19 protein-coding genes are annotated in these 25178 nt (G+C 70.4%); 4 read left to right on the top strand and 15 right to left on the bottom strand.

Annotation, left to right across the window (positions count from 1 at the left end):
- Positions 1 to 156 precede the first annotated feature (156 nt).
- The 15 genes from G407_RS0111630 to G407_RS0111560 form a co-directional block, all read right to left on the bottom strand.
- Positions 157 to 1941 carry an ABC transporter ATP-binding protein gene (locus G407_RS0111630; RefSeq protein ID WP_052341265.1) on the bottom strand — a complete coding sequence of 595 codons (1785 nt, stop codon included), beginning with the start codon at positions 1939 to 1941 and terminating at the stop codon, positions 157 to 159.
- A complete protein-coding gene (locus G407_RS0111625) occupies positions 1938 to 2879 on the bottom strand; it encodes an acetamidase/formamidase family protein (RefSeq protein ID WP_029030937.1) in 942 nt (313 codons plus the stop codon). Before G407_RS0111625 ends, G407_RS0111630 begins: the two co-directional genes overlap by 4 nt.
- A gap of 6 nt (positions 2880 to 2885) precedes the next feature.
- Entirely contained in the window at positions 2886 to 4505 is a 1620-nt protein-coding gene (locus G407_RS0111620) for an ABC transporter substrate-binding protein (RefSeq protein ID WP_029030936.1), read from the bottom strand.
- 19 nt (positions 4506 to 4524) lie between these two features.
- Positions 4525 to 5445, bottom strand: coding sequence for an ABC transporter permease (locus G407_RS0111615; RefSeq protein WP_029030935.1), 921 nt, complete (start codon positions 5443 to 5445; stop codon positions 4525 to 4527).
- Positions 5445 to 6227 (bottom strand): ABC transporter permease, encoded by a 783-nt coding sequence (locus G407_RS0111610; RefSeq protein ID WP_425337495.1) that lies wholly within the window; start codon positions 6225 to 6227, stop codon positions 5445 to 5447. Before G407_RS0111610 ends, G407_RS0111615 begins: the two co-directional genes overlap by 1 nt.
- Before the next feature lie 125 nt (positions 6228 to 6352).
- Positions 6353 to 6943, bottom strand: a complete 591-nt coding sequence (locus tag G407_RS0111605) for an ANTAR domain-containing response regulator (RefSeq protein WP_029030933.1) — start codon at positions 6941 to 6943, stop codon at positions 6353 to 6355.
- Positions 6940 to 8052 carry a transporter substrate-binding protein gene (locus tag G407_RS0111600; protein ID WP_029030932.1) on the bottom strand — a complete coding sequence of 371 codons (1113 nt, stop codon included), beginning with the start codon at positions 8050 to 8052 and terminating at the stop codon, positions 6940 to 6942. The genes G407_RS0111605 and G407_RS0111600 overlap by 4 nt, the downstream gene beginning before the upstream one ends.
- A 240-nt stretch (positions 8053 to 8292) precedes the next feature.
- Positions 8293 to 10071, bottom strand: coding sequence for an AMP-binding protein (locus G407_RS0111595; protein WP_084327475.1), 1779 nt, complete (start codon positions 10069 to 10071; stop codon positions 8293 to 8295).
- A gap of 10 nt (positions 10072 to 10081) precedes the next feature.
- On the bottom strand, positions 10082 to 12481 hold the full coding sequence (locus G407_RS32545; RefSeq protein ID WP_084327474.1) for an amidase: 2400 nt from the start codon (positions 12479 to 12481) through the stop codon (positions 10082 to 10084).
- Positions 12482 to 12483: 2 nt separating this feature from the next.
- On the bottom strand, positions 12484 to 13164 hold the full coding sequence (locus tag G407_RS0111585) for an ABC transporter ATP-binding protein (protein ID WP_052341279.1): 681 nt from the start codon (positions 13162 to 13164) through the stop codon (positions 12484 to 12486).
- A 25-nt stretch (positions 13165 to 13189) separates the two neighbouring features.
- Positions 13190 to 14230 carry a branched-chain amino acid ABC transporter permease gene (locus tag G407_RS0111580; RefSeq protein WP_210163108.1) on the bottom strand — a complete coding sequence of 347 codons (1041 nt, stop codon included), beginning with the start codon at positions 14228 to 14230 and terminating at the stop codon, positions 13190 to 13192.
- Positions 14227 to 15093, bottom strand: coding sequence for an ABC transporter permease subunit (locus tag G407_RS0111575; RefSeq protein ID WP_029030927.1), 867 nt, complete (start codon positions 15091 to 15093; stop codon positions 14227 to 14229). The genes G407_RS0111580 and G407_RS0111575 overlap by 4 nt, the downstream gene beginning before the upstream one ends.
- Before the next feature lie 41 nt (positions 15094 to 15134).
- Positions 15135 to 16367, bottom strand: coding sequence for an urea ABC transporter substrate-binding protein (locus tag G407_RS0111570; protein WP_043539587.1), 1233 nt, complete (start codon positions 16365 to 16367; stop codon positions 15135 to 15137).
- A gap of 45 nt (positions 16368 to 16412) precedes the next feature.
- Complete coding sequence (locus G407_RS27235; RefSeq protein WP_052341263.1) at positions 16413 to 18014, bottom strand: flotillin family protein; 1602 nt, start codon at positions 18012 to 18014, stop codon at positions 16413 to 16415.
- Positions 18015 to 18306: 292 nt separating this feature from the next.
- Positions 18307 to 19425 (bottom strand): substrate-binding domain-containing protein, encoded by a 1119-nt coding sequence (locus G407_RS0111560; RefSeq protein ID WP_052341262.1) that lies wholly within the window; start codon positions 19423 to 19425, stop codon positions 18307 to 18309.
- A gap of 122 nt (positions 19426 to 19547) precedes the next feature.
- Here G407_RS0111560 and G407_RS0111555 point away from each other — a divergent pair, with 122 nt between their 5' ends.
- From G407_RS0111555 to G407_RS0111540, 4 genes are all read left to right on the top strand, one after another.
- Positions 19548 to 19991, top strand: a complete 444-nt coding sequence (locus G407_RS0111555) for a MarR family winged helix-turn-helix transcriptional regulator (protein ID WP_029030924.1) — start codon at positions 19548 to 19550, stop codon at positions 19989 to 19991.
- 240 nt (positions 19992 to 20231) lie between these two features.
- Positions 20232 to 22220, top strand: coding sequence for a flavin monoamine oxidase family protein (locus G407_RS0111550; protein ID WP_029030923.1), 1989 nt, complete (start codon positions 20232 to 20234; stop codon positions 22218 to 22220).
- Positions 22221 to 22227: 7 nt separating this feature from the next.
- Positions 22228 to 23976, top strand: a complete 1749-nt coding sequence (locus G407_RS0111545) for a glycosyltransferase family 4 protein (protein WP_052341261.1) — start codon at positions 22228 to 22230, stop codon at positions 23974 to 23976.
- Positions 23973 to 25076 carry a glycosyltransferase gene (locus G407_RS0111540; protein ID WP_156917562.1) on the top strand — a complete coding sequence of 368 codons (1104 nt, stop codon included), beginning with the start codon at positions 23973 to 23975 and terminating at the stop codon, positions 25074 to 25076. Before G407_RS0111545 ends, G407_RS0111540 begins: the two co-directional genes overlap by 4 nt.
- Positions 25077 to 25178: the final 102 nt, after the last annotated feature.

Genomic DNA, 25178 nt, shown 5'->3' with positions numbered 1-25178 from the left:
GCCGCGGGGTGCGGCAGGCAAACGACGCGAGAAGCGCTCCGGTTTCGCGCGGGATACGGCAGCGCACGCCCCTGCGCCCGGGCGAGCCGCGTCGGCGCACGACCGGCGGCGGCGACGTGGGCGAGCGGGATCGCGACCGGGAGCCCGTGCCCGACCCTACGGCGTGACCGCCGCGACCAGGGCGACGCGATGCCCTTGCGAGAGTTCGTGGAGCGCGATGCGCTCGGGACCACGTCCGACGGGGAAGATCGGGCTTGCTTCCTCGACACCGGCAATATCCGGCATCGGGGGGCGCGGCCGGGTGGGATCGGGGACGGGCACGGCGGCGAGGAGGCGCTGCGTATACGGATGCCGCGGGTTGCGCAGGACCGCGTCGCGTGCGCCCTCCTCCACGACCTGGCCCAGCCGCATCACCATCACCCGGTCCGCCATCTGCTCGACAACGGCCATGTCGTGACTGATGAAAAGGTAGGATAGGCCGTCTTCCTGCTGCAGTTCCTGCAGCAGCTCGAGGACCTGTGCCTGGACGCTCACGTCGAGCGCGGAGACGCTTTCGTCGGCGACGATCACCTTCGGCGACAGGCTCAGGGCCCGGGCGATGCACACCCTCTGCCGTTGCCCGCCCGAGAACTCGTGTGGATAACGCGCCAGCATATCGGCCGAGAGGCCGACGCGGCGGAAGAGCCACTCTGCGCGGTCCTCGAGCTCGGACCCCTCGGCGAGCCCGTGGACGCGCATCGGCTCGATCACCTGCTCGCCCACGGTCATGCGGCTGTCCAGCGAGGCCCCGGGATCCTGGAACACCATCTGGATATTGCGCAGGACGGGGCGCATGGCGGCACGGGAGCGTCCTCGCGTCTGAACGCCGTCGACGCGGATCGAGCCCTCCCACGGCACGAGGCCCAAGAGCGCCTTTCCGATGGTGGACTTGCCGCAGCCGGACTCTCCGACGAGCGCCAGAGTCTCGCCTTCGCGTATGGCGAAGGAAACGCCCTCGACCGCGTAGACGCGGGCGACCGTCCGGCCGAGGATGCCCCCCTTCAGGTCGAATCGGACGCTCAGATCCTCCACATCGACGATCTTGCTGTGTCCCTCGACCGGGGGGCGTGCGGGCGCGGTGCCGAGGCGCGGCACCGCCGCCAGGAGGCTCTTGGCATAATCCGTCCGGGGAGCGGCGAAGAGCTCGCGCACCGGCGCCGCCTCTTCCTGCCTGCCGTTCCGAAGGACGATGACGCGGTCGGCCATCTCCGCCACCACGCCCATGTCGTGCGTGATCATGAGGACGGCGGTCCCGTGCTCGTCCTGAAGCGTGCGGATCAGGTCGAGGATCTCGGCCTGGACGGTCACGTCGAGGGCCGTCGTAGGCTCGTCGGCAATCAGGACCTCTGCGTCGCACGCCAGCGCGATGGCGATCATCACCCTCTGGCGCATTCCGCCGGACAGCTCGTGGGGATATTGCCCGAGGCGCCGCTCGGGTTCGGTCAGGCGTACGTCCTTCAACAGCCCGAGCGCGCGCTTCGGGGCCTCCGAGCGTCGGCAGACCCCGTGCTCGAGAAGCACTTCGCAGAGCTGGCGCTCGACCGTCATCAAGGGGTTGAGCGAGGTCATCGGCTCCTGGAAAACCATGGCGATCCGAGCGGACCGGATCTTGCGGTATCCGGTCTCGCTCAGCTCGGTCAGCTCGATCTCTCCCAGCCGGATCGACCCGCCCACGATCCGCGCCATGGGCTTCGGTAGAAGCCCCATGATCGCCAGCGCGGTCATCGACTTGCCGGAGCCGCTTTCGCCTGCCAGGGCGACCGTCTCGCCGGGCGACAGGTCGAAGGACAAGCCGTCGAGCACCGTCTTCGCGCCATCCGCAGTCGCGACCTGAACACGAAGGTCGCGCACGCAGAGGAGGGGCCGCGGAGCGCCCCCTCCGATCTCGTTGCCGTCGGTCATTCCAGCACGATCCGCGGGAAGTAGAAGGAAACGACCCAGTTCGGCATGTCCACGATCTCGGAGATCCTCAGATCGCCGGCCACGGAACACAGCAGATAGGCGTCCTCGGCCGTGAAACCGTACTGCTTGCAGAGCAGATCGATCATGCCCGAGACGGCGTTCTTCGCACCGCTCATCATGTCCGGCCCGATGCCCGTGGTCACCTCGTAGCCCTTGGCGTCGAGATGGCGTGTGACGGGTCCCGGCGTCGAGAAGCGGGGGAACGCCAGCTTCTCCTGCTTGATGAGGTCGAGCGTTACCTCGACGTCCATCGGGCTTTCGATCGCCGTCCCGCAGACCTCGCCGTCGCCCTGCGCCGCATGGGTATCGCCGATGGAGAACAGCGCGCCCGCGACCTCGACCGGCAGGTAGAGCGTCGTTCCTGCGGCGAGGTCCCGGATATCGAGGTTGCCGCCCATCCGCCGCGGCGGCACGACCGAATGGTGCCCCGGCTCGGCAGGGGCGAGGCCGATGGTGCCGGCAAAGGGTTTCAGCGGCACCTTCGCGATGTCCGAGAACAGCGCCGGGGCGAGCGTATCGGGATTGTAGCTCCAGACCTTCAGGTGCGGGTCCTTGAAGTCGTCGGCGAGCAGCCCGAAGCCCGGGATGTTCGCCGTCCAGCCGAAGCCGGACGGATGGAACGCCTCGATCCGCACCTTCAGGATGTCCCCCGGCTCGGCCCCGTCGACATAGACGGGACCGGTGACCGGATTGATCTTGCCGAAGTCCAGATCGGGCACGTTCGCCGAGGTGCTGTCCTCGGTGAACTGTCCGCCCGAGCTGTCGAGGCACCGGAGGTGCAGGCGGCTGCCGGGGGCCACCGTCTCGGCGGGTGGGATCGTGTTGTCCCACCCGTAATGGTGCCGGCCGTGGATCGTGTAGTCGCAGGATTTGCACATGGCCGATTACTGCGCCGCGGTCGAGTAGATGTAGTCGTAGTTCACCGGGATATGCACGGGATCGACGAACAGGCTGTCGTCGCCCGCCACCCGGTCCGAGTGCAGCGTGAAGCGCTGCTCGTTGAAGACCGGCACCCAGGGCGCGTCTTCCATGATGTCGAGATAGATCTGGCGCCACGCTTCCTCGCGCGCCTCGGGCTGGCCGACCATGGCATCGGCCTCGGCCGCGCGCCGATCGATCTCCTCGTTGCAGTACCACGCCCAGTTCCAGCCCCCCTGCGTCGCTCCCGCGCAGCCCAGGATCGGGCCGTAGAAGTTCGACGGATCGGGGAAGTCCGCGATCCAGGCCATGCCGCCCGACCAGATCATCGGGGCCTGGTCCGGCTCGCCGCCCGCCGCGATGACGTTGGACTGGGCGAGGCTGCGGATCTCGGCGTTCACGCCGATCTGGCGCAGATCCTGCTGGATCGCCTGCGCGATGCGCGGATTCGGGTCCACGTTCATCACGTAGAGCTCGGTCTCGAAGCCGTCGGCGAAGCCCGCATCGGCCAGCATCTGCCGCGCCGCCTCGGGATCGTAGGGGTAGCCCTCGTAGCCATCGGCATAGCCCGGCATCGTCGGCGGCAGCGGTTGGTTGGCCGGAACGGCGCGGTTGTTGATCATCTGGACGATACGGTCCTTGTTGATCGCCATGTTGATCGCCCTGCGGACGTTCACGTCGTCGAACGGCTCCATCTGCGTGTTCATGGTGATGTAGCCGGTCTGGAGCTGGCCGCCCTCGACGATCTGGTCCTCGTAGTCGGGGTCTTCGACCACCTGCAGGAACTGCGCAGGCGGGATGCCGTCACCCGGCACATCGGCGGAGCCGCTTCGAAGCTGCAGCAGCGCCACGGTCGGGTCGAGGCCGATGTTGAACGTCACCTGATCGAGCTTCGGCACACCGGCGCGGTGGTAGTCCTCGAACCGCTCGAACACCACGCGCTGGCCGGGCGTCCACTCGGCCAGACGGAACGCGCCCGAGCCGACGGGCTCGCGGCCGAAATCCTCGCCCGATGCTTCGACGGCTTCCCGCGGCACGATCGAGGCGAAGTTCAGAGCCAGGACGTGATCGAAGGTCGCGTCGGGACGCGACAGCGTGATCTGGACCGTCTTGTCGTCGATCACCTCGACGCCCGACAGGCCCTCGCCCTCACCCGCGCTCCATGTCTCGAAGCCCTCGATCATCGAGAAGAAGCCCGCGCCGGGGCTGCGCGTCGCCGGATTGGTGACCCGCTCGAGAGAGTATTTCACGTCCTCGGCCACGATCTCGCGGCCGTTGTGGAACATGATCCCGTCCTTCAGGGTGAAGGTGTGGACCATGCCGTCCGCGCTGACCTCGCGGCTCTCGGCCAGCTCGTTGCGCAGCGTGGTGGTGCCGGGCTCGTAGCCCATCAGCCCGTCGAAGAGCGACTTGATCATCGACCAGTTCTGCCAGTCGTACCCGATCGCGGGGTCGAGCGTGGCGACGTCGTCCTGGTAGGTGACCACCATCTCGCCGCCCTGGGGGGCGTCCTGGTCGACCTGGGCGAGCGCGCCCGTCGCGACGAAGGCCAGTCCGGCGACTCCGGAAAGCATGAGCGTCTTCATCTGTTTCTCTCCCGGTTGATCATTTGGTCTTAATTCTGGGATCGATGAGGGGCACCACCAGGTCGGCGAGAAGGTTGCCCATCACGATGGCAGTGGCCGAGACCATGGTGACGCCCATGATCACGGGGATGTCGATGCGCTGGATGGCCTGCCAGGCGAGCTGGCCGATCCCCGGCCATCCGAAGACGCTTTCGACGACGACGATGCCGGACATGAACAGGCCGATATCGATCCCGATCATGGCGATGATCGGCAGGATCGCGTTCGGCATGACGTGCCGGGTGATGATGCGCAGTTTCGACAGGCCCTTGGCCCGGGCCGTCCTGACGAGGTCCTGGTTCAGGACGTCGATCATCGAGGAGCGCATCATGCGCGAATACCAACCCGCGCCCAGCAGCCCGAGCGTGATCGAGGGCAGGACCAGATGGGCGAAGGTGCCGTAGCCGCCGATGGGGAACCAGCCCAGCTGCACCGCGAAAACGTAGAGCAGCAGGATGCCGATCACGAATTGCGGGGCCGAGATCGCCACGAAGGAGAAGATCATCAGCGAATGGTCGGCCGGCCGGTTGCGGCGCAGGGCGGCGACGACGCCGATGGTGAGCCCGATGACGAGCTCGGTCACGATGGCCGAGACCATCAGCAGCAGGCTCGCCGGCAACCGGGCCGCGATCAGCGTGGCCACCTCGGCCCTCTGGAGGTAGGAGCGGCCCATGTCGCCCTGGAACAGGCCCGACAGATAGCGCCAGTACTGCACGAAGATCGGGTCGTTCAGGCCGAGCTGCTCGCGGATGTTCGCCACGGTCTCGGCCGTGGCGGAGCGTCCCGCGATCTGACGGGCCGGATCGGCGGGCACGAGGTAGAGCAGCACGAACGTGATGAAGGTGATGCCGAGAAGGATCAGCGCGCTTTCCAGGAGGCGGCGGAGAATGTAGCTCGTCATCAGTGCCGCCCCTTCAACGTCGGGTCGAGGATGTCGCGCAAGGTGTCGCCGACCAGGTTGAACGCCAGCGCCAGCAGCACGATCAAGACGCCCGGAAAGAACACCAGCCAGGGAGCGGACGAGAAATAGGTCTGGTTCTCGAAGATGATGTTGCCCCAGGACGGCATGGGCGGCTGCACCCCGACGCCCAGGTAGCTGAGCGTCGCCTCGAGAAGCACGGTCGTGGAAATGCCGAGCGTGCCGAAGACGATGATCGAGGACAGCAGATGAGGCAGAAGGTGCCGGCCCACGATGCGCAGCGGCCCCGAGCCGATGGCGCGCTGGACCTGGATGAACTCGCGCTCGGCCAGGCTGCGTGTCTCCGTGTAGATGACCCGCGACATCTGCACCCAGTTCACCATGGCGATGACGAGCGCCACGATCATGAGCGAAGGCTGGAAGATCGCCGCCAGGACGATGGCCAGGAGCAGGGCCGGAAAGGCCATCATGAGATCCGTGAACCGCATCAGGATCGCCGCCGTCCAGCCGCCGAAATAGCCTGCCGTGATCCCGACCGCGGCGCCCAGCAAGACCGCGATCCCGTTTGCCGCCACCCCGATGATGAGGGAAGTCCGCGTCCCCAGGATGAGGCGTGAGGCCAGATCCCGCCCCAAGAGGTCGCTGCCCAGCAGGTAGTCCCCACCGGGCGGCAGCGGGCCCCCCATCACGCTCAATCCGTCGAAGCTCTGCTCGAACGGGTCGTGCGGCATAATCCAGGGCGCGAAGACAGCGGCGAAGACCATCACCGCGATGACACCGAGCCCGAAGACCCCGCGCGGCCGGCGCAGCAGCTCCGTCAGCACCGCCCGGGCGCGGCCCCCGCGGCGCGGGCCTGCGCCCGCCACCCGCCTCGTATGTGTCGCCATGCTCATCGACCGCCTGCCCGAGACGTCCGCCCCTTGGCCAGGAGGAGGGTGGCCGCCTCCTCGATCGAAACCTGCTCGACCATCGCCATGGTGCGCAGCTGCTTGAGCGCCGATGCCTCGTCGCCGCACTCCGGCACGAGAAGCAGGACCGCCCGGATCACGTCGAGGCGCCCCGCGCGCTGACGCGCGATTTCCCGCTCCTGGCGCGAGCGTTCCGGCTTGCGGGCGAATGTCTCGTGCGCGACCACCAGCGCCGAGAACAGGTTCCCCAGTGCCGAGAGAGGCAGATACGCGTCGACCGCCTGCCCCAGCGCCCAGGCGAGACGGCCGGGACTTTCCGATCCCACGAGACCGATCAGCGGCATCGGAGCCTGCCCGGCCGGCCAGGGAAACAGGCCGTCATGGCCGGTGTCGATGTCGAGAACGATCATGTCCGCCGCCGCTGCGGTGTCGCGGTCGAGCTCGCCGCTGTGCGGCAGCGCTCGGATGCCGAGCCGATCGCACCGCTCGACCACGCGACGCATCGGCTCCTCGGACGGATGCAGGACGATGGCTGTGCGCCCGGCGAAATTGTGAAGCGGAAATCGCGTCATCTGACGATCCTCAGATCGGGCTTCCGGCGCGTGGCGCAGCCTGTCTGGCGTGCGAGATACGGATCCGCGGGAATGGCGGCCGGCGCGCGTTCGATCACCCGAAAGCGGCCGCCCTCGGCCAGCGCGAGCCGGGGGGCGAGCGCCGCGTGGCGCATGACGGGATCGATGCGGATCTCCCCCACGGCCGTGGTCGACGGTGCCCGGGAGGCGGCGGCGAAAACCGCGCGCGGCGCGTCCGTTCCGGCGCGCAATGCCGCGGCCGCCAAGATCTCGACGGCGGCATAGGCGTTGGCCAGGAACGCCGAGGCGCGCCCGTTCGGCGCGTGGGCCGCAGCCGCCTGCACGAGGGCGGGGCCTGCGTCCTCCTCGAAGAAGCTGCCGGCCGACAGAAGCCCGTCGGCCGCGGGGCCGAGCGCGTCCAGGTCGGCCTCCGTCTGGTTGAAGCTGACCATATGCCCCGGCCAGTTCCGCCGCGCGAGATCGCGGGTCGAGAGATCGTGCAGGAAGCTCACGTTCGACGGGCCGATCAGGCTGTTGCAGACGCACTCCGCACCGGACGCGCGGATCTCGTCGACGACATGCGCGTGGTCGGTCGATCCCAGCGGCACATAGCGCTCGCCCATCACCTCGATCCCCGCCGCCTGGAGTCGCTCGCGCGCGAGGCGCAGCGTCTCCCAGCCCCAGACGTAGTTCGAGCCCACCAGATACGCCCGCCGCATTCCCTGCGTCGCGATCCAGTCGGTTGCCGGCACAACATGGTGGTTCGGCGCAGCGCCCAAGTAAACGACGTGGTCGTTGCACTCGAACCCTTCGTAGGGGCACGGATACCACAACAGCCCGTCCTTGCGCTCGAGAACGGGGATGATCTCCTTGCGGCTCCACGAGGTGATCGCGCCGAGGATATGGCGCACGCCCATGTCGAGAAGATCCGAGGCGGCGCTCTCGTATCCGGCGATATCGCCGCCGGGATCGCGGATCACGGGCTCGATCTCGATCGTTCCAGCGCGATGCAGGGCGGAGATGGCGCCGAGCGCCCCGGCCAGCGCGCTCTGCCCAAGCGCAGCATAGCTGCCGCTCGTAGAGAAGATGAGACCGAGCCTGAGCGCCATGAGGTCCCCTAAAAGCAAAAGCCTCGCAGCCCCGGCGAAGCCGGGGACGTGCGAGGCTCGATTGCCCTTGGTCGGCTGTCCGACCGTTTGGAACAGTCTGCACGAGCCGGACCGCCAAGTCCAGCGGCGGCGGGGGCCCCTTCACCTCCCGCGCCCACCCACATCGGCCGCCCCGGGATTTTCGGCACGGTAGGACAGCCGGCTCACCGGTCCGCCGGCCGGGAGCGCGAGGGGATAGGCTCAGGCCCGGCCGAGCTCCGCTTCCATCGCCTCGCGCATCACGAACTTCTGCGGCTTGCCGGTAACCGTCATCGGCAGGGCGTCCTTGAAGCGGATGTGGCGGGGGATCTTGTAGTGGGCGATCTGCCCCGCACAGAAGGCGCGGATCTCCTCCTCGGTCGCGGGCTCGCCCGGCTGGAGCACGATCCAGGCGGCGAGCTCCTCGCCGTAGCGCGCGTCCGGCACGCCGAAGACCTGCACCTGCGCCACCTTCGGATGGCGATAGAGGAACTCCTCGACCTCGCGCGGATAGATGTTCTCGCCCCCGCGGATGACCATGTCCTTCACTCGCCCGACGATCTCGCAATAGCCGCGCGGGTCGATCGTGGCGAGGTCGCCGGTGTGCATCCAGCCGCCCGGGTCGATCGCCTCGCGCGTGCGCGCCTCGTCGTTCCAGTAGCCGCGCATCACCGAGTAGCCGCGCGTGCACAGCTCGCCGCGCTCGCCGACGCCCACCGTGCGGCCCTCGGCGTCGACGATCTTGACCTCGACGTGGGGGTGGATGCGCCCCACCGTCGAGACGCGCTCCTCGAGCCCGTCGTCGACGCTCGACTGGAAGGAGATCGGGCTCGTCTCGGTCATGCCGTAGCCGATCGTCACCTGCGGCATGTTGAGGTCGCGCACGACGCGGCGCATGACCTCGATGGGACAGGGCGCACCCGCCATCATGCCGGTACGCAGGCTGCGATAGTCGAAGCGCGCGAACTCCGGGTGGTCGAGCATGGCGACGAACATGGTCGGCACGCCGTAGCAGGCCGTGCAGCGCTCCTCCGAGAGCGCGCGCAGGGTGGCGAGCGGCTCGAACGCCTCGGAGGGGAAGACCATCGACGCGCCGACGCTCGCGCAGGCCAGCGTGCCGAGCACCATGCCGAAGCAATGGTAGAGCGGCACCGGGATGCACAGCCGGTCGGTCTCGTCGAGCCGCATGGTCCGGGCGGTGAAGCCCGCGTTGTTGACGATGTTGTAGTGGGTGAGCGTCGCGCCCTTCGGCGACCCGGTGGTGCCGCTCGTGAACTGGATGTTGATCGGCTCGTCGGGGTCGAGGTCGCGGCTGAGCGCGTCGAGACGCAGGCGGTGGCCGGGCCCGCCCAGCGCGCAGGCCTCCTCGAAGCCGAGCATGCCCGGCGTGCGCGCCTCTCCCGGTTCCGACCCGCCCATCCGGATGACGACGCGCAGCTGCGGCAGGCGTCCCGAGCGCAGCGCGCCCGGCCGGCAGGTCTCGAGCTCCGGGACGAGCGAGCGGATCATCGCCAGGTAGTCCGACGACTTGAAGCGCGCGGCCGTGATCAGCGCCTTGCAGCCCGCCGTCTCCAGCGCGTATTCCAGCTCGGCGACGCGATAGGCCGGGTTGATCGTCACGAGCACGACGCCGATCCGCGCCGTCGCGAACTGGGTGATCAGCCATTCCGGGCGGTTCGGCGACCAGATCGCCAGGCGGTCGCCGCGCGCGAGGCCGAGCGCGAGGAGCCCGCTCGCCAGCCGGTCCACGGCCTCGCCGAAGGCCGACCAGGTCCAGCGTGTCCCCGGCTCGCGAAACACCGCGGCCTCGCGCGATCCGTGGCGGGCGATCGTTTCGGCCAGGACCTGCGGGATCGTCGCGCGGCGCAGCGGCACCGAGCGGTCTCCCGAGACGTAGGCGCGGCCGTCGACCGGCGCGATCACGGCACCCGCCGTCTCGTGCGGCGCATCGCGCAGGGACGTGCGCAGCGAGTCCGCCAGCGATTGGGTCAAGGACGTCATGGGCGCCTCCTCACATGCTCCGCCAGTCGCCGAGCGCCTCGAAGGCGCCGGCCGCGCGGTAGATCGTGCTCTCCTCGAAGTGGCGCCCGACGATCATCATGCCCACCGGCAGCCCCTGGCTGAGCCCGCAGGGCACGCTCATCGCCGGATGCCCGCTGGCGTCGAAAGGGGCGGTGTTGGCGATCGCCTCGAAGGCGCGCTGGATGTAGGTCGAGAGCGGATCGTCCGGCGCCGGGATCGGCTGGGCGGTGATCGGCAGGGTCGGCATCACGAGAAGGTCGTAGCGGGAGAGCGCCTCGTCGTAGTCGGCCCGCAGCTTGCGGCTGAGGTTCTGCGCCTTGGCGTAGAAATGCCCGCGATAGCGCTCGAGCATCCACTGCCCCACGAACATCGAGATCTTGAGTGTCTTGGAGAGCTCGTCGGCGCGGCTGCGCCAGTTCGCATGGTAGTCGAGCAGGCTCGTCGTGTAGAGCCCCTTCCAGCCGGTGGCGAAGCCGTTGCCGTGCATCATGATGTCGACGAGCCCCTCGAGCGCGATCGGCGTCCAGATCGCCGGGCCGAGGCGATGCGCGGGCACGCGCACGTCCTCCACCGCGGCGCCGAGCGCGCGGAACCGCTCGGCGGCGCGGCGCACCATCGCGTCCACCTCGGGGTCGGAATTGGCGTGGCCGAATCCCTCCTCGACCACGCCGATGCGCAGGCCCGAGACGCCCTGGCGCACGGCCTGTGTGTAGCGGTCGACTCGCGGGGCGTATTGGCGCGGGTCGAGCCCGTCGGCGCCGGCGATCACCTCGAGCAGCAGCGCGTTGTCGCGCACGGTCGCCGTGATCGGCCCGGCGTGGTCGATCGTCGGCTCGATCGGCATGATGCCCGTATAGGGCACGAGCCCGTGGGTCGGCTTCATGCCGTAGCAGCCGCAGAAGGAGGCGGGGATGCGGATCGAGCCGCCCTGGTCGCCGCCGATCGCCATCTCGACCTCGCCCGCCCCGACGAGCGCGCCCGATCCCGAGGAGGAGCCGCCGGCCATGTGGCCGATGCGGTAGGGGTTGTGCACCGGACCCGTCGCGTTGGTGTGGCTTCCCGCCGAGAGGCAGAAATACTCGCAATGCGCCTTGCCGACGATGGTGCCGCCTGCGTCGAGGATGCGGGTCACGACGGTCGCGTCGATGTCGGGCGTGTAGCCCTCGAGCGTCGAGGCGCCGTTCATCATCGGCACGCCGGCGAGGCAGACATTGTCCTTGAGGACGACGCGGCGCCCCTCGAGCGGCCCGGTCGCCGCGCCGCGCACCTCGCTCTTGTAGTACCAGGCGTTCAGCGGATTCTCGGCCCCGGTGGGGCGGTAGCCCGGGGTGCGCGGGTACTTGACCTTGGGCAGGTAGTCGGGGAGCCGGTCGATCTCGTCGTAGGCCTTGAACGTGCCCTCCATGATCGAGAGGTAGTCCATGAGCTCGCGGTCGCTCATGGACATGTGCAGGCCGGCGACGAGGTCGCGCATCTGCTCCAGGGTCGGGCGTCTGACGGTCATGAAGGCCTCCGAGGCCGGCGCAGGTGCCGGCCGTGCCTGGTGGGAGTGGTCGCCGCGCGCACGGGCGAGATCCGCGGCGGCGACGGCGCCGGGCGCGGCGGCGGGGACGCCGTGGGCGATCTCTCGATGCCCGCCCGTGGTCTCGCCGCCGCGGGTGCGCCGCGGGCCGCCGAAGCCGAGGAAGGCCTCGATCCGGGCGGGATCGGCGAGGGCGGCGGCGTCGAGCTCGGCGGTGATGCGGCCACGCTCCAGGACCAGCACCCGGTCCGAGAGCGTGGTGATGAACTCGAAGTTCTGCTCGATCAGCAGGATGGTGAGCCCGCGCTCCGTCCGCAGCCGGCCGAGCGTCTCCTCGATCTCCTCGATGATGCTCGGCTGGATGCCCTCCGTCGGCTCGTCGAGGAGCAGGAGCCACGGCTCGGCGACGAGCCCGCGCGCGAGGGCCAGGAGTTGCTGCTCGCCGCCCGAGAGCGCGCCGCCCATGCGATCGAGGAGCCGCTCGAGGCGCGGGAACAGCGCGAGCGCGTCCTCGAGCGCCTCCTCCTCCGTTCGCCGGCCGTCGGCGTGGAAGGCGAGCCGCAGGTTGTCGCGTACGGTGAGCTGCGGGAAGATCCCGCGTCCCTGCGGGATGTAGCCGAGCCCCCGCTGCGCGCGGTCGTGCGGGCGCAGCCGCGTAATCGGCTCGCCGTCGAGAAGGATCGTCCCCGCCCGCGCCGGCAGGTAGCCCATGATCGTCTTGAGGAGCGTCGACTTGCCCATGCCGTTGTGGCCGAGGATGCCGACGATCTCGCCGTGGCCGACGGTGAGGTCGATCCCGTGCAGCACCGGGATCCGGCCGTAGCCGGCGGCGAGCGCGGTGATGGTCAGCGCGTCCGGATCGTCCATCGTCAGCCCTTGCGTCCGAGGTAGACGTCGCGCACGCGCGGGTCGCGCATGACGTCCTCCACCGGCCCCTCCACCAGGATGCGCCCCTGCGAGAAGACGGTGATGACGCTCGCGATGGTGCGGATGAACTGCATGTCGTGCTCGACGATGACGATCGCCGCCTCGCGGTTTAGCGCGACGATGATCTCGGCGAGCCGCCCGACCTCCTCGGAGGTGAGGCCCGCCGCCGGCTCGTCGAGCAGGATCAGGGTCGGTGCGGCGGCGACGACGATGGCGAGCTCGACGCGCTGGCGCTCGCCGTGAGAGAGCCGGCCCACGAGGGCGCGCGCGATCTCTCCCAGCGCAAGGCGCTCGATCGCCGCGTCGGTCGCCGAGCGCGCCGCCGCCCTGCCGCGGCCGCGGTAGGCGGAGAGCCAGACGTTCTCGCGCACGCTGAGCCCGTCCATGACGCTCGGCACCTGGGTCTTGACGCCCACGCCGAGCCGCGCCACGGCGTGCGGGTCCCAGCCCGTGGTCTCCTCCTCGCCGATGCGGATCTCGCCGGCGGTCGGCTTGAGCTGTCCGGTGAGGCACTTGAAGAAGGTGCTCTTGCCCGCGCCGTTCGGGCCGATCAGGCAGCGCAGCTCGCGCCGGCCGAGCGTGAAGTCGACGCCGTCGACGGCGGCGACGCCTCCGAACGTCATCGTCAGGCCGCGGGTCTCGAGAACGCTAGGCACGATCGAGGCTCCGCAGCCGGCGCGGCGCGCCCGCACGGCGCCGCGGCCTCCGGGCGCGTCGCGGCGCGCGCCCCCAGGCGGCGCCGAGCACGCCGGCGATGCCGCGGGGCATCAGGAGGACGGACAGGACCAGGATCGCGCCGAGGATCAGCGTGTTGTCGATGACGGATTGCTGGCCGAGCAGGAACTTGGCGTAGCCCAGCACGACCGCGCCGATGATCGGCCCCGCCAGCGTGCCGAGCCCGCCCACGATGCACCAGACGATGATCTCGGCCGATTGGGCCAGCGAGAACAGGCCGGGCGTGACGATCTCCGCCCAGGAGGCGTAGAGGACGCCGGCGAGCCCGGCGATCCCGCCGCCGACGGCGAAGAGCACCGTCTTGCGTAGGCGTGCGTCGTAGCCCATCAGCTCGGCCCGCCCCTCGTTCTCGCGGATCGCCACGGCGACGCGGCCGAAGGGGCTGGCGAGCAGCCAGCGCACGAGGCCGTAGACGAGGAGCAGCGCGACCGCGCAGACGGCATAGAAGGCGCCGTCGTAGATCTCCCAGCGGGGCTGGCCGGGCACGTTGAGGATCGGGAAGCCGGGAATGCCGTTGAAGCCGCCGAGCCGCGCCTCGCCGATGGCGAAGGCCGGCCCCGCCGTCGCGTTCATGAAGCGGAAGAAGATCAGGGTCACGACGAGGGTGACGACCCCGAGATAGACGTCCGACAGCCGGCCGTAGAACATCACCGCGCCGAGGACGAAGGCGAAGGCGAACGGCACCGCGATGCCGAGCAGGACCGGCAGCGTGCTCTCGCCGATGTTGATGGCGGCGATGGCGTAGGTGTACGCGCCGAGCCCGTAGAAGGCCGCCTGGCCGAAGCACAGGATGCCGCCGAAGCCCCAGATCAGCCCGAGGCTCAGCGCCAGGATCGCGTAGATGACCAGCACCGAGAGCGTGTAGGTCTCGGCGACGAGGGGCGCGAGCGCGAGGATTGCGGCGCCGGCCGCCAGCGCGACGAACGTGCCGCGCAGCTGCGGGCGGGCGCTCACGTCGCCCTCCGGAAGAAGCGCCCGGTGATGCCCTGCGGCAGGAGCCGCAGCAGGACGAGCGCCGTGACGAGGAGCGCGACCTCGCCGACGACGGGACGCGTCGCGAAGGTGAAGGCCTGCGAGACGACGCCGAGGATCGTGGCGCTCGAGACGATGCCGACGATGAGCGAGGCGCCGCCGGTGATCACGGTGATGAAGGCCTCGGCGACGTAGCCCGCCCCCGTCGTCGGCACGAGGCCGACGAGCGGGGCGAGCACGCCGCCCGCCAGCCCCGTGAGCGCCGAGCCTGCGAAGAAGGTCGCCATGTAGACGCGGTCGGGATCGTAGCCGAGCGCCGCGGCCATGTCGGCGCGCTGCATCGTGCCGCGCGCGAGGAGGCCGAGGCGCGTGAGCCGCAGCACCGCCCACATCGACGCGAGCAGCACCACGGTGACGACGACGACGAAGAGGTTGTAGCCGTTGACCTGGTAGCCGCCCAGCGCGAAGCCCGAGATCGGCGGCGAGATGCCCGCGGTCGTGTTGCCGAAGATCATCGTCGCGAGCCCGACGAGGACGAGGCTCAGACCCCAGGTCGCCAGCATCGTGTCCACGAGCCGCCCGTAGAGAACGCGGATCACGAGACGCTCGACGACGAGCCCGACGAGCCCGACCGTCAGGGGCGCGACGACGAGCATCGCGACCCAGACGTTCACGCCCGCGTTCGCGGAGACGATGGTGGCGTAGCCGCCGATCATCATGAACTCGCCGTGGGCGAGGTTGATCACCCGCATCATGCCGAAGATCACGGCGAGCCCGGCGCTGATCAGGATCAGCGAGGCCACCGAGTACACCACCTCGATCGCGATGACGCCCGCCAGATCCACGCTCACCTCTCCCTGCGACGCCGCGCGACAGCGGACGCGTGCTAGATCTCGATCTCGTACTGCGTGTCGTCGTCGGGGTTCGCCTCGAGATCGCACACGGCCTGCGTGTCGATGGGCGGGCGCTGCTCGAAGGTCTCGAGGATCACGGCGCCGCCGTCGCGGAACTCCATCAGGTGGACGTCGAGGATGGCGTGGTGCGTCTTCGGGTCGATCACGACGGTGCCGCCCGGGCCCTCGATCGCCATGCCGCTCTCGATCGCCTCGATCAGCGGCATGCGCTCGACGGTGCCGGCGCGGCGGACCGCCTCGGCCCAGAGCGTCACGCCCTGGTAGTTCGAGACGGCGAGCTCGTTGACGAGCCCGGTATCGCCGTAGGCCGCGCCCCAGGCCTCCAGGAAGGCCCGGTTGGCGGGCGAGTCGATCTCGGGCGCGTAGTTGTAGGCGACGAGGATGCCGTCTGCCTCCGGCCCGAGGATCCGGTGCTCGTTGCCGACGCCGAGCGTCGTCGAGGCCATCGGGATGCGGTCCTTCATTCCCGAAGCCGCCCATTGGCGGTAGAAGGACAGGTGCGCCCCGCCGACCAGCGCCGAGAGCACGATGTCGGGCGTCGCCGTCTGGATCTTGGCGATGGTCGAGCCGAAGTCGGAGACGTCGAGCGGGAAGAAGTCCGTCTCGACGACCTCGCCGCCCGCCTCCTCGGCGAACTTGCGCATCCAGCGCGCGGTGATCTGGCCGTAATTGTAGTCGGCCGCGAGGATGTAGATCCGCTTGCCCCAGCGCTCGATGGCAGCCGGTACGAGCACGGCGACCTGCTGCGCCGGCGTGACGCCGGTGACGACGACGTTGCGGTCGCAGACGCCGCCCTCGTAGAGCACGTTGTAGAAGTAGGGGATCTCCGCGCGCCGCAGGATCGGCCGGATCGCCTCGCGCGAGGCCGACAGGATGCCGCCGTGCACCACGTCGACGCGGTCGCGCCGGGCGAGCTGCTGGGCGTACTGCGTGTAGAGCGCGATGTCGGACTGCGTGTCGTAGGCCGTCACCTCCACGGGGCGGTCGAGCAGGCCGCCGCCGGCGTTGATCTCCTCGACGGCGAGCCGCAGCGCCATGTCCATGGGCTTGCCGTAGCCGTCGAAGATGCCCGAGACGTCGAGCACCGAGCCGAGCTTGATCGGCTCGGCCGCGGCGGCGCGGCCGACGAGCGCCGGGCTCGCGAGCGCGCCGAGCGCCAGGGCCGATCCCCCCTTGAGAAAGTCGCGCTTGTTCAGGGCCGCCATCACGTCCTCCCGTCCCTTCGAGCCAGGTTCATCCGCTCTTCGTTCTCAGCCGCTCTTGCCCGTCCGCGAGGCGGCGGCGGCACGCCCGGCCGCATCGGCCGTGCGGCCGGCGAGCTGGGCGTCGAAATCGAGCCCGATCTCGTCGCCGATCTTCTTCATCAGCGGCAGCTGCACCGACATGCCGAGGATCGAGTCGAGCGCCTGGCTGAACGGCGAGCCCCCGCCGCCGTCCCCGTGGCCGCCGCCCTGGCCCAGGCCCGCGATCTGGTTGATGCGGATCGACTCGATCTTCTCCACCGGCTTCATCATCTGCGCCATGATCTCCGGCAGACGGTCGAGCTTGTGGGTGTCGAGCCGCGCGCGCAGGAGCGGCTCGCTCTGCAGGTTCTCCGCCTCGATCTGCGCCTTGCGCCCCGCGGCCTCGGCGACGAGCCGGTCGCGCTCGGCGGCACCCTTGACCGCGGTCGCCTCCGCGTCCGCCTTCGCGAGCGAGAGCATCGAGGCGACCTGGGCCTTGACCCGGGTGTCGTCGATCTCGGCCTCGCGCAGCGCCTGGAGCGCGGCGAGGCGGCGGGTGCGCTCGGCGGCGGCGAGCTCGCGCGTGGTCTGGACCGATTCCTGCGCCTCGACGACGGCGGCGCGCGCGGCCTCCGCCTTGGCCTGCTCGGCGGTCTCGACGCCCTTCTTGCCCGCCACCGCGATGGCGTTGTCGAGCTTGTGGATCTCGAGCTCGGCGAGCGCCTCCGACTCGCGCTTGCGCAGATGCAGGTCGCGCTCGATCTCGGCCTGCTTGACCTCGCGGTCGGCCTCGATCTTCGCCTCCTCCTCGATGCGGCCCGCCTGCAGGCGCCCGGCGGTGATGTCCGTCTCGGCGCGCATGCGCTGGCGCTCGAGCTCGAGCCGCTTGGCGATCTCGGCCTCCTCCTGCTCGCGCTCGATGGCGAGACGCTCCTTGGCCTGCTCGAGCTGGCGCCGGCGGATGGCGATGTCGGTCTGCGCCTCGACCTCGATGCGGGCCCTGCGGTTCTCGGCGACGACCTCCGCCAGGCGGCGCATGCCCACCGCGTCGAAGGCATTGCCGTCGTCGAGCGCCGAGAACGGCGTCTGGTCCAGGCGCACCAGCGAGACGGACTCGACGAGGAGGCCCGAGCGGCCGAGCACCGTCCCGAGGCGCTCGGCCACGGCGGCGGAGAGCCCGGCGCGGTCCTCGTGCAGCGAGTCGAGGGTGCGCCGCGCGACCTCCGCCTGCACGGCGTCGATCAGCTTGCCCTCGACGAGAAGCTGCAGTTCCTCGTCCCGGAAGGCCTTGGCGCCGAGCGACTGCGCCGCGGTGGCGATGCCGTCCGGCGTCGGGTCGACGCGCACGTGGAACTCCATGGCGAGGTCGACGCGCAGGCGATCCCCCGAGATCATCGCCTTGGCGCCGGCCCGCTCCACCGTGAGGCGGGTCGAGCGCATGCTGACGCGGTCGACCCGGTGGAGGATCGGCAGCGCGAGCGCGCCGCCGTCGATCACGACCCGCCGCCCGCCGGCGCCGGTGCGCACCAGGGCGACGTCCCGCGAGGACTTGACGTACCAGCGGCCCAGGACGAGCACGGCGAGCGACGCGACGACGAGGGCGACGACGAGAGCGAGAAACCACCCCACGCGGATCTCCCGGACGTTCGGGACGGCCCGTGTCGAACGGGTCCCTCCCAGGCGGAAAGCGTCCCGAATCCGTAGCCCAGGCTATTTTCCGTTTCAAGCAATAATTTTCCATTTCAATAATCGGCGCACGATCCGCCCCCCTCGGGGCGGGAACGGCGAGCGGAGCGAGCCAGGGGCGGGGGCCCGCCACTCGATGCGTGGGATTTCGGCTGTCGGCGAAGCGCCTGCGGCGCCCCCTCCGTCTCGTCGCATTCGGCGCCGATCCACTCCCCCGACGGGGGAGGAGCGACGTTCACGCGAGGCGGGCGACGACCGCGAAGCGCAGGCCGTCCGCCCGGGCGAGGTAGGTGGGGTTTTCCTTGCGCTCGTTGGAGTGGAACACGCCGCCTCGGGCGCTCTCGTAGCGCACCGGGGTGCGCGGGCCGCGATGGCGCATGTTCGCGAGCGCGGCGAAGAAGCTCAGGCCTTCGTACATCGACTGGCCGAGCGAGTTCAGCGCCGGGGCGACGTCGTGGTGGAGCGAGTGGTAGCGCTCGCGGAAGGACTGGTTGCGCTCGGTCTCGAGCCCGGCGAAGTAGGCGGCGGAGACGAAGAGGCGCTCGGTGTGCTCGGCCCCCGTCGCCATGAGCACGTTCTCCTCGATCGCGGTGGAGAAGCGGAAGATGCGTCGGTGCAGGTCCCAGGCGCCGAAGGCGCGGTTGAACTCGACCGAATCCTGGCCGACGAGGGACATGAGCACGATGTCGGGCTTCGTCGCGACGATCCGCTCCACGAGCCAGCCGGGCTCCTCCAGCCCGAAGGGCACGTAGCCCTCGAACGTCACGGTGCCGCCGGCCTGGGCGATGCAGCGCTTGGCGAGCGCGTTCGAGGCGCGGGGCCAGACGTAGTCGTTGCCCACGAGCGCCCAGCGGCGCACGCGCAGCCGCTCCGTCAGGTGGCGGATCGCGGGGACGAGCTGGTCGCGCGGCGTCTCGCCGATCGTGAAGACGTTCGGCGTGCGCTCGCTGCCCTCGAAAAGCGGGGTGTAGACGTGCGGCACGCGCCCGGCCACGAGGCCGTTGAGGCGCCGGCGCACCGAGCTGACGCTCATGCCGACGATGCCCGCGATCGCATCGGCGCCGATCAGCTCGTCGAGCTCTGCCTCGAGCGCGTCCGCGGCGGCGACGTCGGAATCGAGGAAGATCGTCTCGACCGGCAGGCCGCGGATGCCGCCGCGCCGGTTGATCTCGGCGGCCGCGAGCTGCGTGCAGGAGATGCAGGAGGGTCCCCAGATGCCGGCGGAGCCGTTCATCGGCACGAGGACGGCGACGCGACAGGTCCGCTCCCCGCCGAGGCGGAGCGCCTCGTGGTCGATCGTCGGTCGGGCGAGCCCGTGCGAACGCGAGCCCCTCAGAAGGATGCCTGGCCGCAAGCCGCCCCCCCCATCGCGATGGGCACTTCATTTTCCGCGTAAAATAGAATAAGACGAGCGCGGAATCAAATCGCGATTGGCCGCCCGCGCGCGGCCGCACGCCACCGAAGAGACGCGTCCCGTTGAGCAGCACCTCGATCCGCAGCCACCTGAGCTACCACCTGGCGCGTGCGCACCGGCAGCTGCACGCGGACCTCGAGGCGCGCCTGCAGAAGGAAGGCGCGAGCGTCGAGCAGTGGCGCGTGCTCGAGGTTCTGGCGGACCGGCAGGGCCGCGCCATGGGCGAGCTCGCCGAGGAGGTTCTGATGAACCACCCCGCGCTGACCAAGCTCGCGGATCGCATGGTGGCGAGCGGTCTCGTCCATCGCGTCGCCGATCCGCAGGACCAGCGCCGGGTGCTGCTCCACGCCACCGCGCGTGGCGCGGCGATGCAGGCGCGGCTGCGCCGGCTCGTCGCCGAGCACGACCGGCACGTCGAGCGCCTGTTCGGCGGCTCCAAGACCGCCGCGCTCAAGGCGCTGCTGGAAGACCTCGCCGAAGGCCCGCGGGTCCTCCAGGAGCCGTGACGGCTGCGGCCGATCGCGCCGGTTCTCCCTGCGTCTCCCCGCATCGACCCCGCGCGCCGGCCCCGCCGCCGCGCGTGACGACGCGCGGGTAACGACCCTCGCGCGAAAAATCGCGCTCACAATCCGGACGAAACGCAACTCTCCGTTTGACAGCTCGGCCGTTCTCGCGTTTATTTTCCAAATCAAGCAAATCGACCCGGCGAGGGGCCGGGCGCGCGGCGTGAACGAGGAGGCTTCGCCATGCGACAGGGCTTCGAGAAGTCGGTCCCCTACGTGCGGAACGTATCCGCCAATCCCTGGCTGCCGGACTTCCCCAACCCGCCGGACCTGCGCTTCAACTACTTCAAGCTGCTCAACGACTCGTGGGCCACGGGCCAGCCGATCGGCCGCGCGCCGACGGCCAAGACGGTGGCGGTGGTCGGCGCCGGCGCCGCCGGCATGACGGTCGCGCGGGAGCTGTGGCGCTCGGGCTACCAGGTGCGCATCTTCGAGGCGACCAGCCGGCTCGGCGGGCGCCTCTACACGGAGCGCAAGAGCTTCGGCACCACCGCCTACGAGCTCGGCGCCATGCGCATGCCGTTCTTCAACGACGTGAAGGGCGGCGAGGCGCCGGGCAACTCGACGAACTGCCTGCTCGCCTACTTCCTCAACCAGGACCAGCGCTGGTCCGGCAACCCGAACCCGACCTTCGCCAACCTGTCGGACTTCCCCAACCCGGGGCAGACGAAGGGCGGCACCGGCATCTACATGAACAACGGGCTCGGGCCCAACGACGTCTACGACCAGCCGACGATGATCCCCTGGCCGGACGGCGGCCAGCCGGAGAACCCCGACCTGCAGGAGGTGGCGCGCAAGGTCGACGCGCTCATCGACCTGTTCACCGCGATCGTCGCGCCGGTCTACGCGCAGGACGGGCCGGAGTGGGACACGCTCTGGCAGCAGATCGCGAACAACTACGACAAGATGTCCTTCTCGGACCTCGTCTTCACCGAGGCGATCACGCCCGCGCAATACGCGGGCGACGGCTGGTTCGGCGGCTTCGGCATGACGCCCTACGAATCGGACCTGTTCTACACGATCGGCTCCGGCGACGGGTCCTGGGGCGCGTTCTATTCGATCAGCGCCATGTGGTTCATCCGCTGCGTGATGTTCGGCTACAGCTCCGACCTGCAGACGGTGAGCGGGCTGAACAACGCCTTCGCCCTGCCGATGTACAACGCGACCCCGTTCGACACGAACGGCGCCCCGCTCGAGGCCCCGTTCTATCGCGGCATCCAGTCGCTCGTGGAGATGCTGTTCTACCTGCGGGCACCGGGCACCAGCCGCTCGCTCTACGCGGCGGCGCGGAACGGGAACGACACGTCGGCGGCGTTCTTCGTCAACACGCCCGTGTCGGCGCTCAAGCGCAACACGGACGGGACGATCTCGGTGCACGTCAACGCGCGCACGGCGCCCGCGCTCGTCGCCGACTACGTCGTGATCACCTCCCCGATCTGGGCGACGCAGCTCTCCATCGACTTCGAGGGCTTCGACACCACGACGATGCTGCCCTGGCAGGTGCCCGAGGCGCTCCACCAGCAGCACCTCATCGCCAGCGCGAAGGTCTTCTATCCCCTCTACAAGGCCTACTGGAACGAGGGCTCGAAGATCCCGCAGCTGATCGTCACCGACACCTTCGTGCAGGATGCGTACTCGGTGCAGTGGAGCACCGACAACAACGATGCGGCGATTCTCGCGAGCTACACCTGGGAGGACGACGCGCTCAAGGTCCTCGCCGACACGAACGACACGATCCTCGGTGGGAAGGTCCTGGCCGAGCTCGATCGGATCACGCAATCGACGCTGGGCGAGAGCATCCTCAAGTGGGTCGACACGAGGCAGACGCCGACGGTGATCCACTGGCTGCTGCAGCCGACCTATCGCGGCTGCGCCAAGCTCTACCGCCAGCGCGGCTGGGAGCAGTGCTACGATCTCCTGACCTACAACCAGACCTACTCCTACGCCTCCAACCTGTACTTCGCCGGCGAATCCTATGGCGTCGAGGGCGGCTGGACGGAGCCGGCGCTGCGCACGGCGCTCGATGCGGTGATCCACCTCGTCAACAACTCGGGCGGCGTGTTCAACAACGGCTTCACCTTCAACGACTACCCGGGCTACGACACCACGTTCCAGCCGAGCCAGACCTATCCGCAGACCTCCGGCGCCGCCGCGCCGCCCGCGGCGGAGTGAGGCGGCCGTGGCGCTCGCCTCGCCCGCCCCGCCCGCCTCCGGCGTCGGGAGCGATCCCGCGCCCGGTTGCGCCATCCTCTACGTGCCGGAGGCCTACGAGGGCGACAAGGCGAACGTCGTCGGGCGCCAGTCCGCCGGCGCCGGCTTCCTCGACGCCCTCGCCCGCTACGGCCGCGCCGCGCACCTGTCCTGCCTCGCCGAGGACCCGCAGGTGTTCGAGGCCTTCCGGCGGCGCGTCTCCGGTCATGCCGACGCCGCGCAGGTGCGCTGGGTCCGGCCCTTCGACGCCGCCGCGCTGGAGGCGGCGGGCAGCGTCTTCCTGCCGGGGCCGATCATCTCGGAGGGCGCCTGGATGCGCCGCTTCGTCGGCGAGCGGCGCTACAGCCTGTGCGGGATCACGCACTCGGTCGCGACCGAGCGGGTGATCCGCTCGATCCGCGACCTCGTCGTCGCGCCGACCCAGCCCTGGGACGCCCTGATCTGCACCTCCGCCTGCGCGCAGCAGGCGATCCGCCACGTCCTCGACGGCTGGCGCGACTACCTCGGCGCCCGCGGCTTTCGCGTGCCGGACACGCCGGTGCGCTTCCCGGTGATCCCGCTCGGCGTGCATCTCGACCGCTTCGCCCGCACGGCCGAGCGCGAGGCGGCGGGGCGGGGGCTTCGCGCCGAGCTCGGGATCGCCGAGGACGCCGTCGTCGCGCTCGGCTTCGGGCGGCTCGACCACCGCTCGAAGGCGCACCCCGTGCCGCTGTTTCGCGCGATCGAACTCGCGGCGCGCCGGGCCGGCGAGGAGGTCGAGCTGCATCTCGTCCTCGTCGGGCAGTTCGCCGACCAGGAGGCCGAGGAGAACTTCCGCTCCGCGAGCCGGCTGTTCTGCCCCTCCGTTGCCGTGCACTGGCTCGACGGGCGCGAGACGGCGCGGGCCGACGCGAGCTGGGCCGCCGCCGACCTGTTCGTGTCGCTCCCCGACAACGTCCAGGAGACGTTCGGCCTCACGCCCGTGGAGGCGATGGCGGCCGGGCTCCCCTGCGTCGTCGCGGACTGGAACGGCTATCGCGAGACCGTCGTCGACGGCGAGACCGGCTTTCGCGTGCCGACCCTGATGGCGCCCCCCGGGGCGGGGATCGACATGGCCGACGAGCACGCGCGCGCGAGCTTCGACCACTTCGCCCACATCGCCTTCGCGGCGCAGTGCATCGCCGTCGACGTCGACGCCGCCGCCGATGCGATCGCGCGGCTCGCGGGGGATGCGCAGCTGCGTCGCGCGATGGGCGCGGCCGGGCGGCGGCGGGCCGAGGACGTCTACGACTGGCGCCGCGTGGTGCGGCTCTACGAGGCGCTCTGGGCCGAGCTCGCCGCGCTGCGCGCCGAGGCGCCCGTCCTCGGCGGGCGCGAGCCCGAGCGCACCACGGTGCACCCGGACTTCCCGGACCTGTTCGCGATGTTCGCGGGCCACCCGACCCGCGCGCTGACGCCGGAATCGCGGGTGAGCCTCGCCGATCCCGACCCGCGCTTCGCCCTCGCCCAGCTGCGCCGCCTGCCGATCGCGGTGCTCGCCCGCCCGATCCTGCTCGACGACTTCCAGGTCGACCGCCTCGTGGCGCGCCTGGAGAGTGGCGCGGCGACGGTCGACACGCTGCTCGAGACACTGCCGCAGGGGAGCCGCGCGGCGGGGCTGCGCAGCCTGGCGTGGCTCGCCAAGTACGGCGTTGTCGCCGTGCGCGAGCCGTCGCCGGACCAAGGCCTCGGGTGGTGAGCGGAGAGGGCGCGGCGCGGGCTGGCGCGGGACCGATCTCGGTCTGCTACCGGGTCGGCCGCTACCGCAGCCATCGCCGCGCCGGTGCGGAGGCGCGTGCCGCGCTCGCCGCGGCCGGTGTGCGCCTCGTCGCGCAGCCCGAGGAGGCCGACGTCGTCGTGCTGCACGACGAGCCGTGGTCCTATCCCACCTGGCTGCGGGCGTTGCCCGGCATCGCCGGCCGGCCCGTCGTCGGCTACGCAGTCTGGGAGCCGGACCGCGTGCCCGCGCAGATGCTGCGCTGGCTCGGGATGGTGGACGAGATCTGGACGGCCTCGCGCTTCTGCCGCGATATCCTCGCGCCGGCCGGGCGGCCGGTGCGGATCGTGCCGCACGTGGTCGCGCCGCCGGAGGCCGACGCGAAGGACGCGGCGGCGCTGGCGCAGCGTCTCGGCCTCGCGCCGGGGCGCTTCGTGTTCTACCTCGTCGCCCGGCTCGAGCCCCGCAAGAACGTCGAGGCCGCCATCGCCGCGTTCGCGGACGCGTTCCCCGACGGCGACCCCGCCTTGGTCGTCAAGACGCCGACGCCGCTGCCGCCCGCCCTCGCCGCGGTGCGCGGGGTGGTGTCCTGGCACGGGCCGGCGCGCGACGCCGAGATCGCGGCGCTGCACCGGCTCGGCGATTGCTGCGTCAGCGCCCACCGCGCCGAGGGCTGGGGCCTGTGCCTGAGCGACGCGATGGCCGCCGGAAACCTCGTCGTCGCCACCGGCTACGGCGGCAACATGGACTACATGGACGACAGCTGCGCGCTGCCCGTGCCCTTCGCGTGCGTCCCGATCGCGGACGCGCACACCCGCGAGCGCTTCGGCTTCGCGCCGCACGAGCCGGAGGCGGCCTGGGCCGAGATCGATGCGCGCGCCCTCGCCGCCGCCCTGCGCCGTGCCCACGACGACTGGCCGACGCTCGCGGTCCTGCGCGCGCGGGGGCGCGAGAGTGTCGCCCGCTTCACGGCGGGCGCGATCGGTGCGGCCATGCACGCGTGCCTGGAGGACGCGCTCGCTCGCCACCGGGGCGCCGACGGCGGTGTCACGCCGGCGGCCGGGCCGCGTTCTCGGCCATAGATCGGGCGAGGTTCGCCGCCGTCGTTGTCTGCGCCACGATGGCGATGGTCGGCTCAGCGAAGCCCAGGAGCGTCTCGACATCGCGGGTCGCGCGACCGAACG

The sequence above is a fragment of the Salinarimonas rosea DSM 21201 genome (genome assembly GCF_000429045.1).
In the GTDB taxonomy this organism is placed as follows: Bacteria; Pseudomonadota; Alphaproteobacteria; order Rhizobiales; family Beijerinckiaceae; genus Salinarimonas; species Salinarimonas rosea.
Note: the sequence above shows the minus strand (reverse complement) of the source record. Positions and strands in the feature narration are given on the sequence as shown.

What these genes read in the sequence shown, in the direction of transcription:
- G407_RS0111630 (WP_052341265.1), bottom strand. Translation starts at nt 1,941, where the DNA reads ATGACCGACGGCAACGAGATCGGAGGGGGCGCTCCGCGGCCCCTCCTC.
- G407_RS0111625 (WP_029030937.1), bottom strand. Translation starts at nt 2,879, where the DNA reads ATGTGCAAATCCTGCGACTACACGATCCACGGCCGGCACCATTACGGG.
- G407_RS0111620 (WP_029030936.1), bottom strand. Translation starts at nt 4,505, where the DNA reads ATGAAGACGCTCATGCTTTCCGGAGTCGCCGGACTGGCCTTCGTCGCG.
- G407_RS0111615 (WP_029030935.1), bottom strand. Translation starts at nt 5,445, where the DNA reads ATGACGAGCTACATTCTCCGCCGCCTCCTGGAAAGCGCGCTGATCCTT.
- G407_RS0111610 (WP_425337495.1), bottom strand. Translation starts at nt 6,227, where the DNA reads ATGGTCTTCGCCGCTGTCTTCGCGCCCTGGATTATGCCGCACGACCCG.
- G407_RS0111605 (WP_029030933.1), bottom strand. Translation starts at nt 6,943, where the DNA reads ATGACGCGATTTCCGCTTCACAATTTCGCCGGGCGCACAGCCATCGTC.
- G407_RS0111600 (WP_029030932.1), bottom strand. Translation starts at nt 8,052, where the DNA reads ATGGCGCTCAGGCTCGGTCTCATCTTCTCTACGAGCGGCAGCTATGCT.
- G407_RS0111595 (WP_084327475.1), bottom strand. Translation starts at nt 10,071, where the DNA reads ATGACGTCCTTGACCCAATCGCTGGCGGACTCGCTGCGCACGTCCCTG.
- G407_RS32545 (WP_084327474.1), bottom strand. Translation starts at nt 12,481, where the DNA reads ATGGACGATCCGGACGCGCTGACCATCACCGCGCTCGCCGCCGGCTAC.
- G407_RS0111585 (WP_052341279.1), bottom strand. Translation starts at nt 13,164, where the DNA reads ATGACGTTCGGAGGCGTCGCCGCCGTCGACGGCGTCGACTTCACGCTC.
- G407_RS0111570 (WP_043539587.1), bottom strand. Translation starts at nt 16,367, where the DNA reads ATGGCGGCCCTGAACAAGCGCGACTTTCTCAAGGGGGGATCGGCCCTG.
- G407_RS0111550 (WP_029030923.1), top strand. Translation starts at nt 20,232, where the DNA reads ATGCGACAGGGCTTCGAGAAGTCGGTCCCCTACGTGCGGAACGTATCC.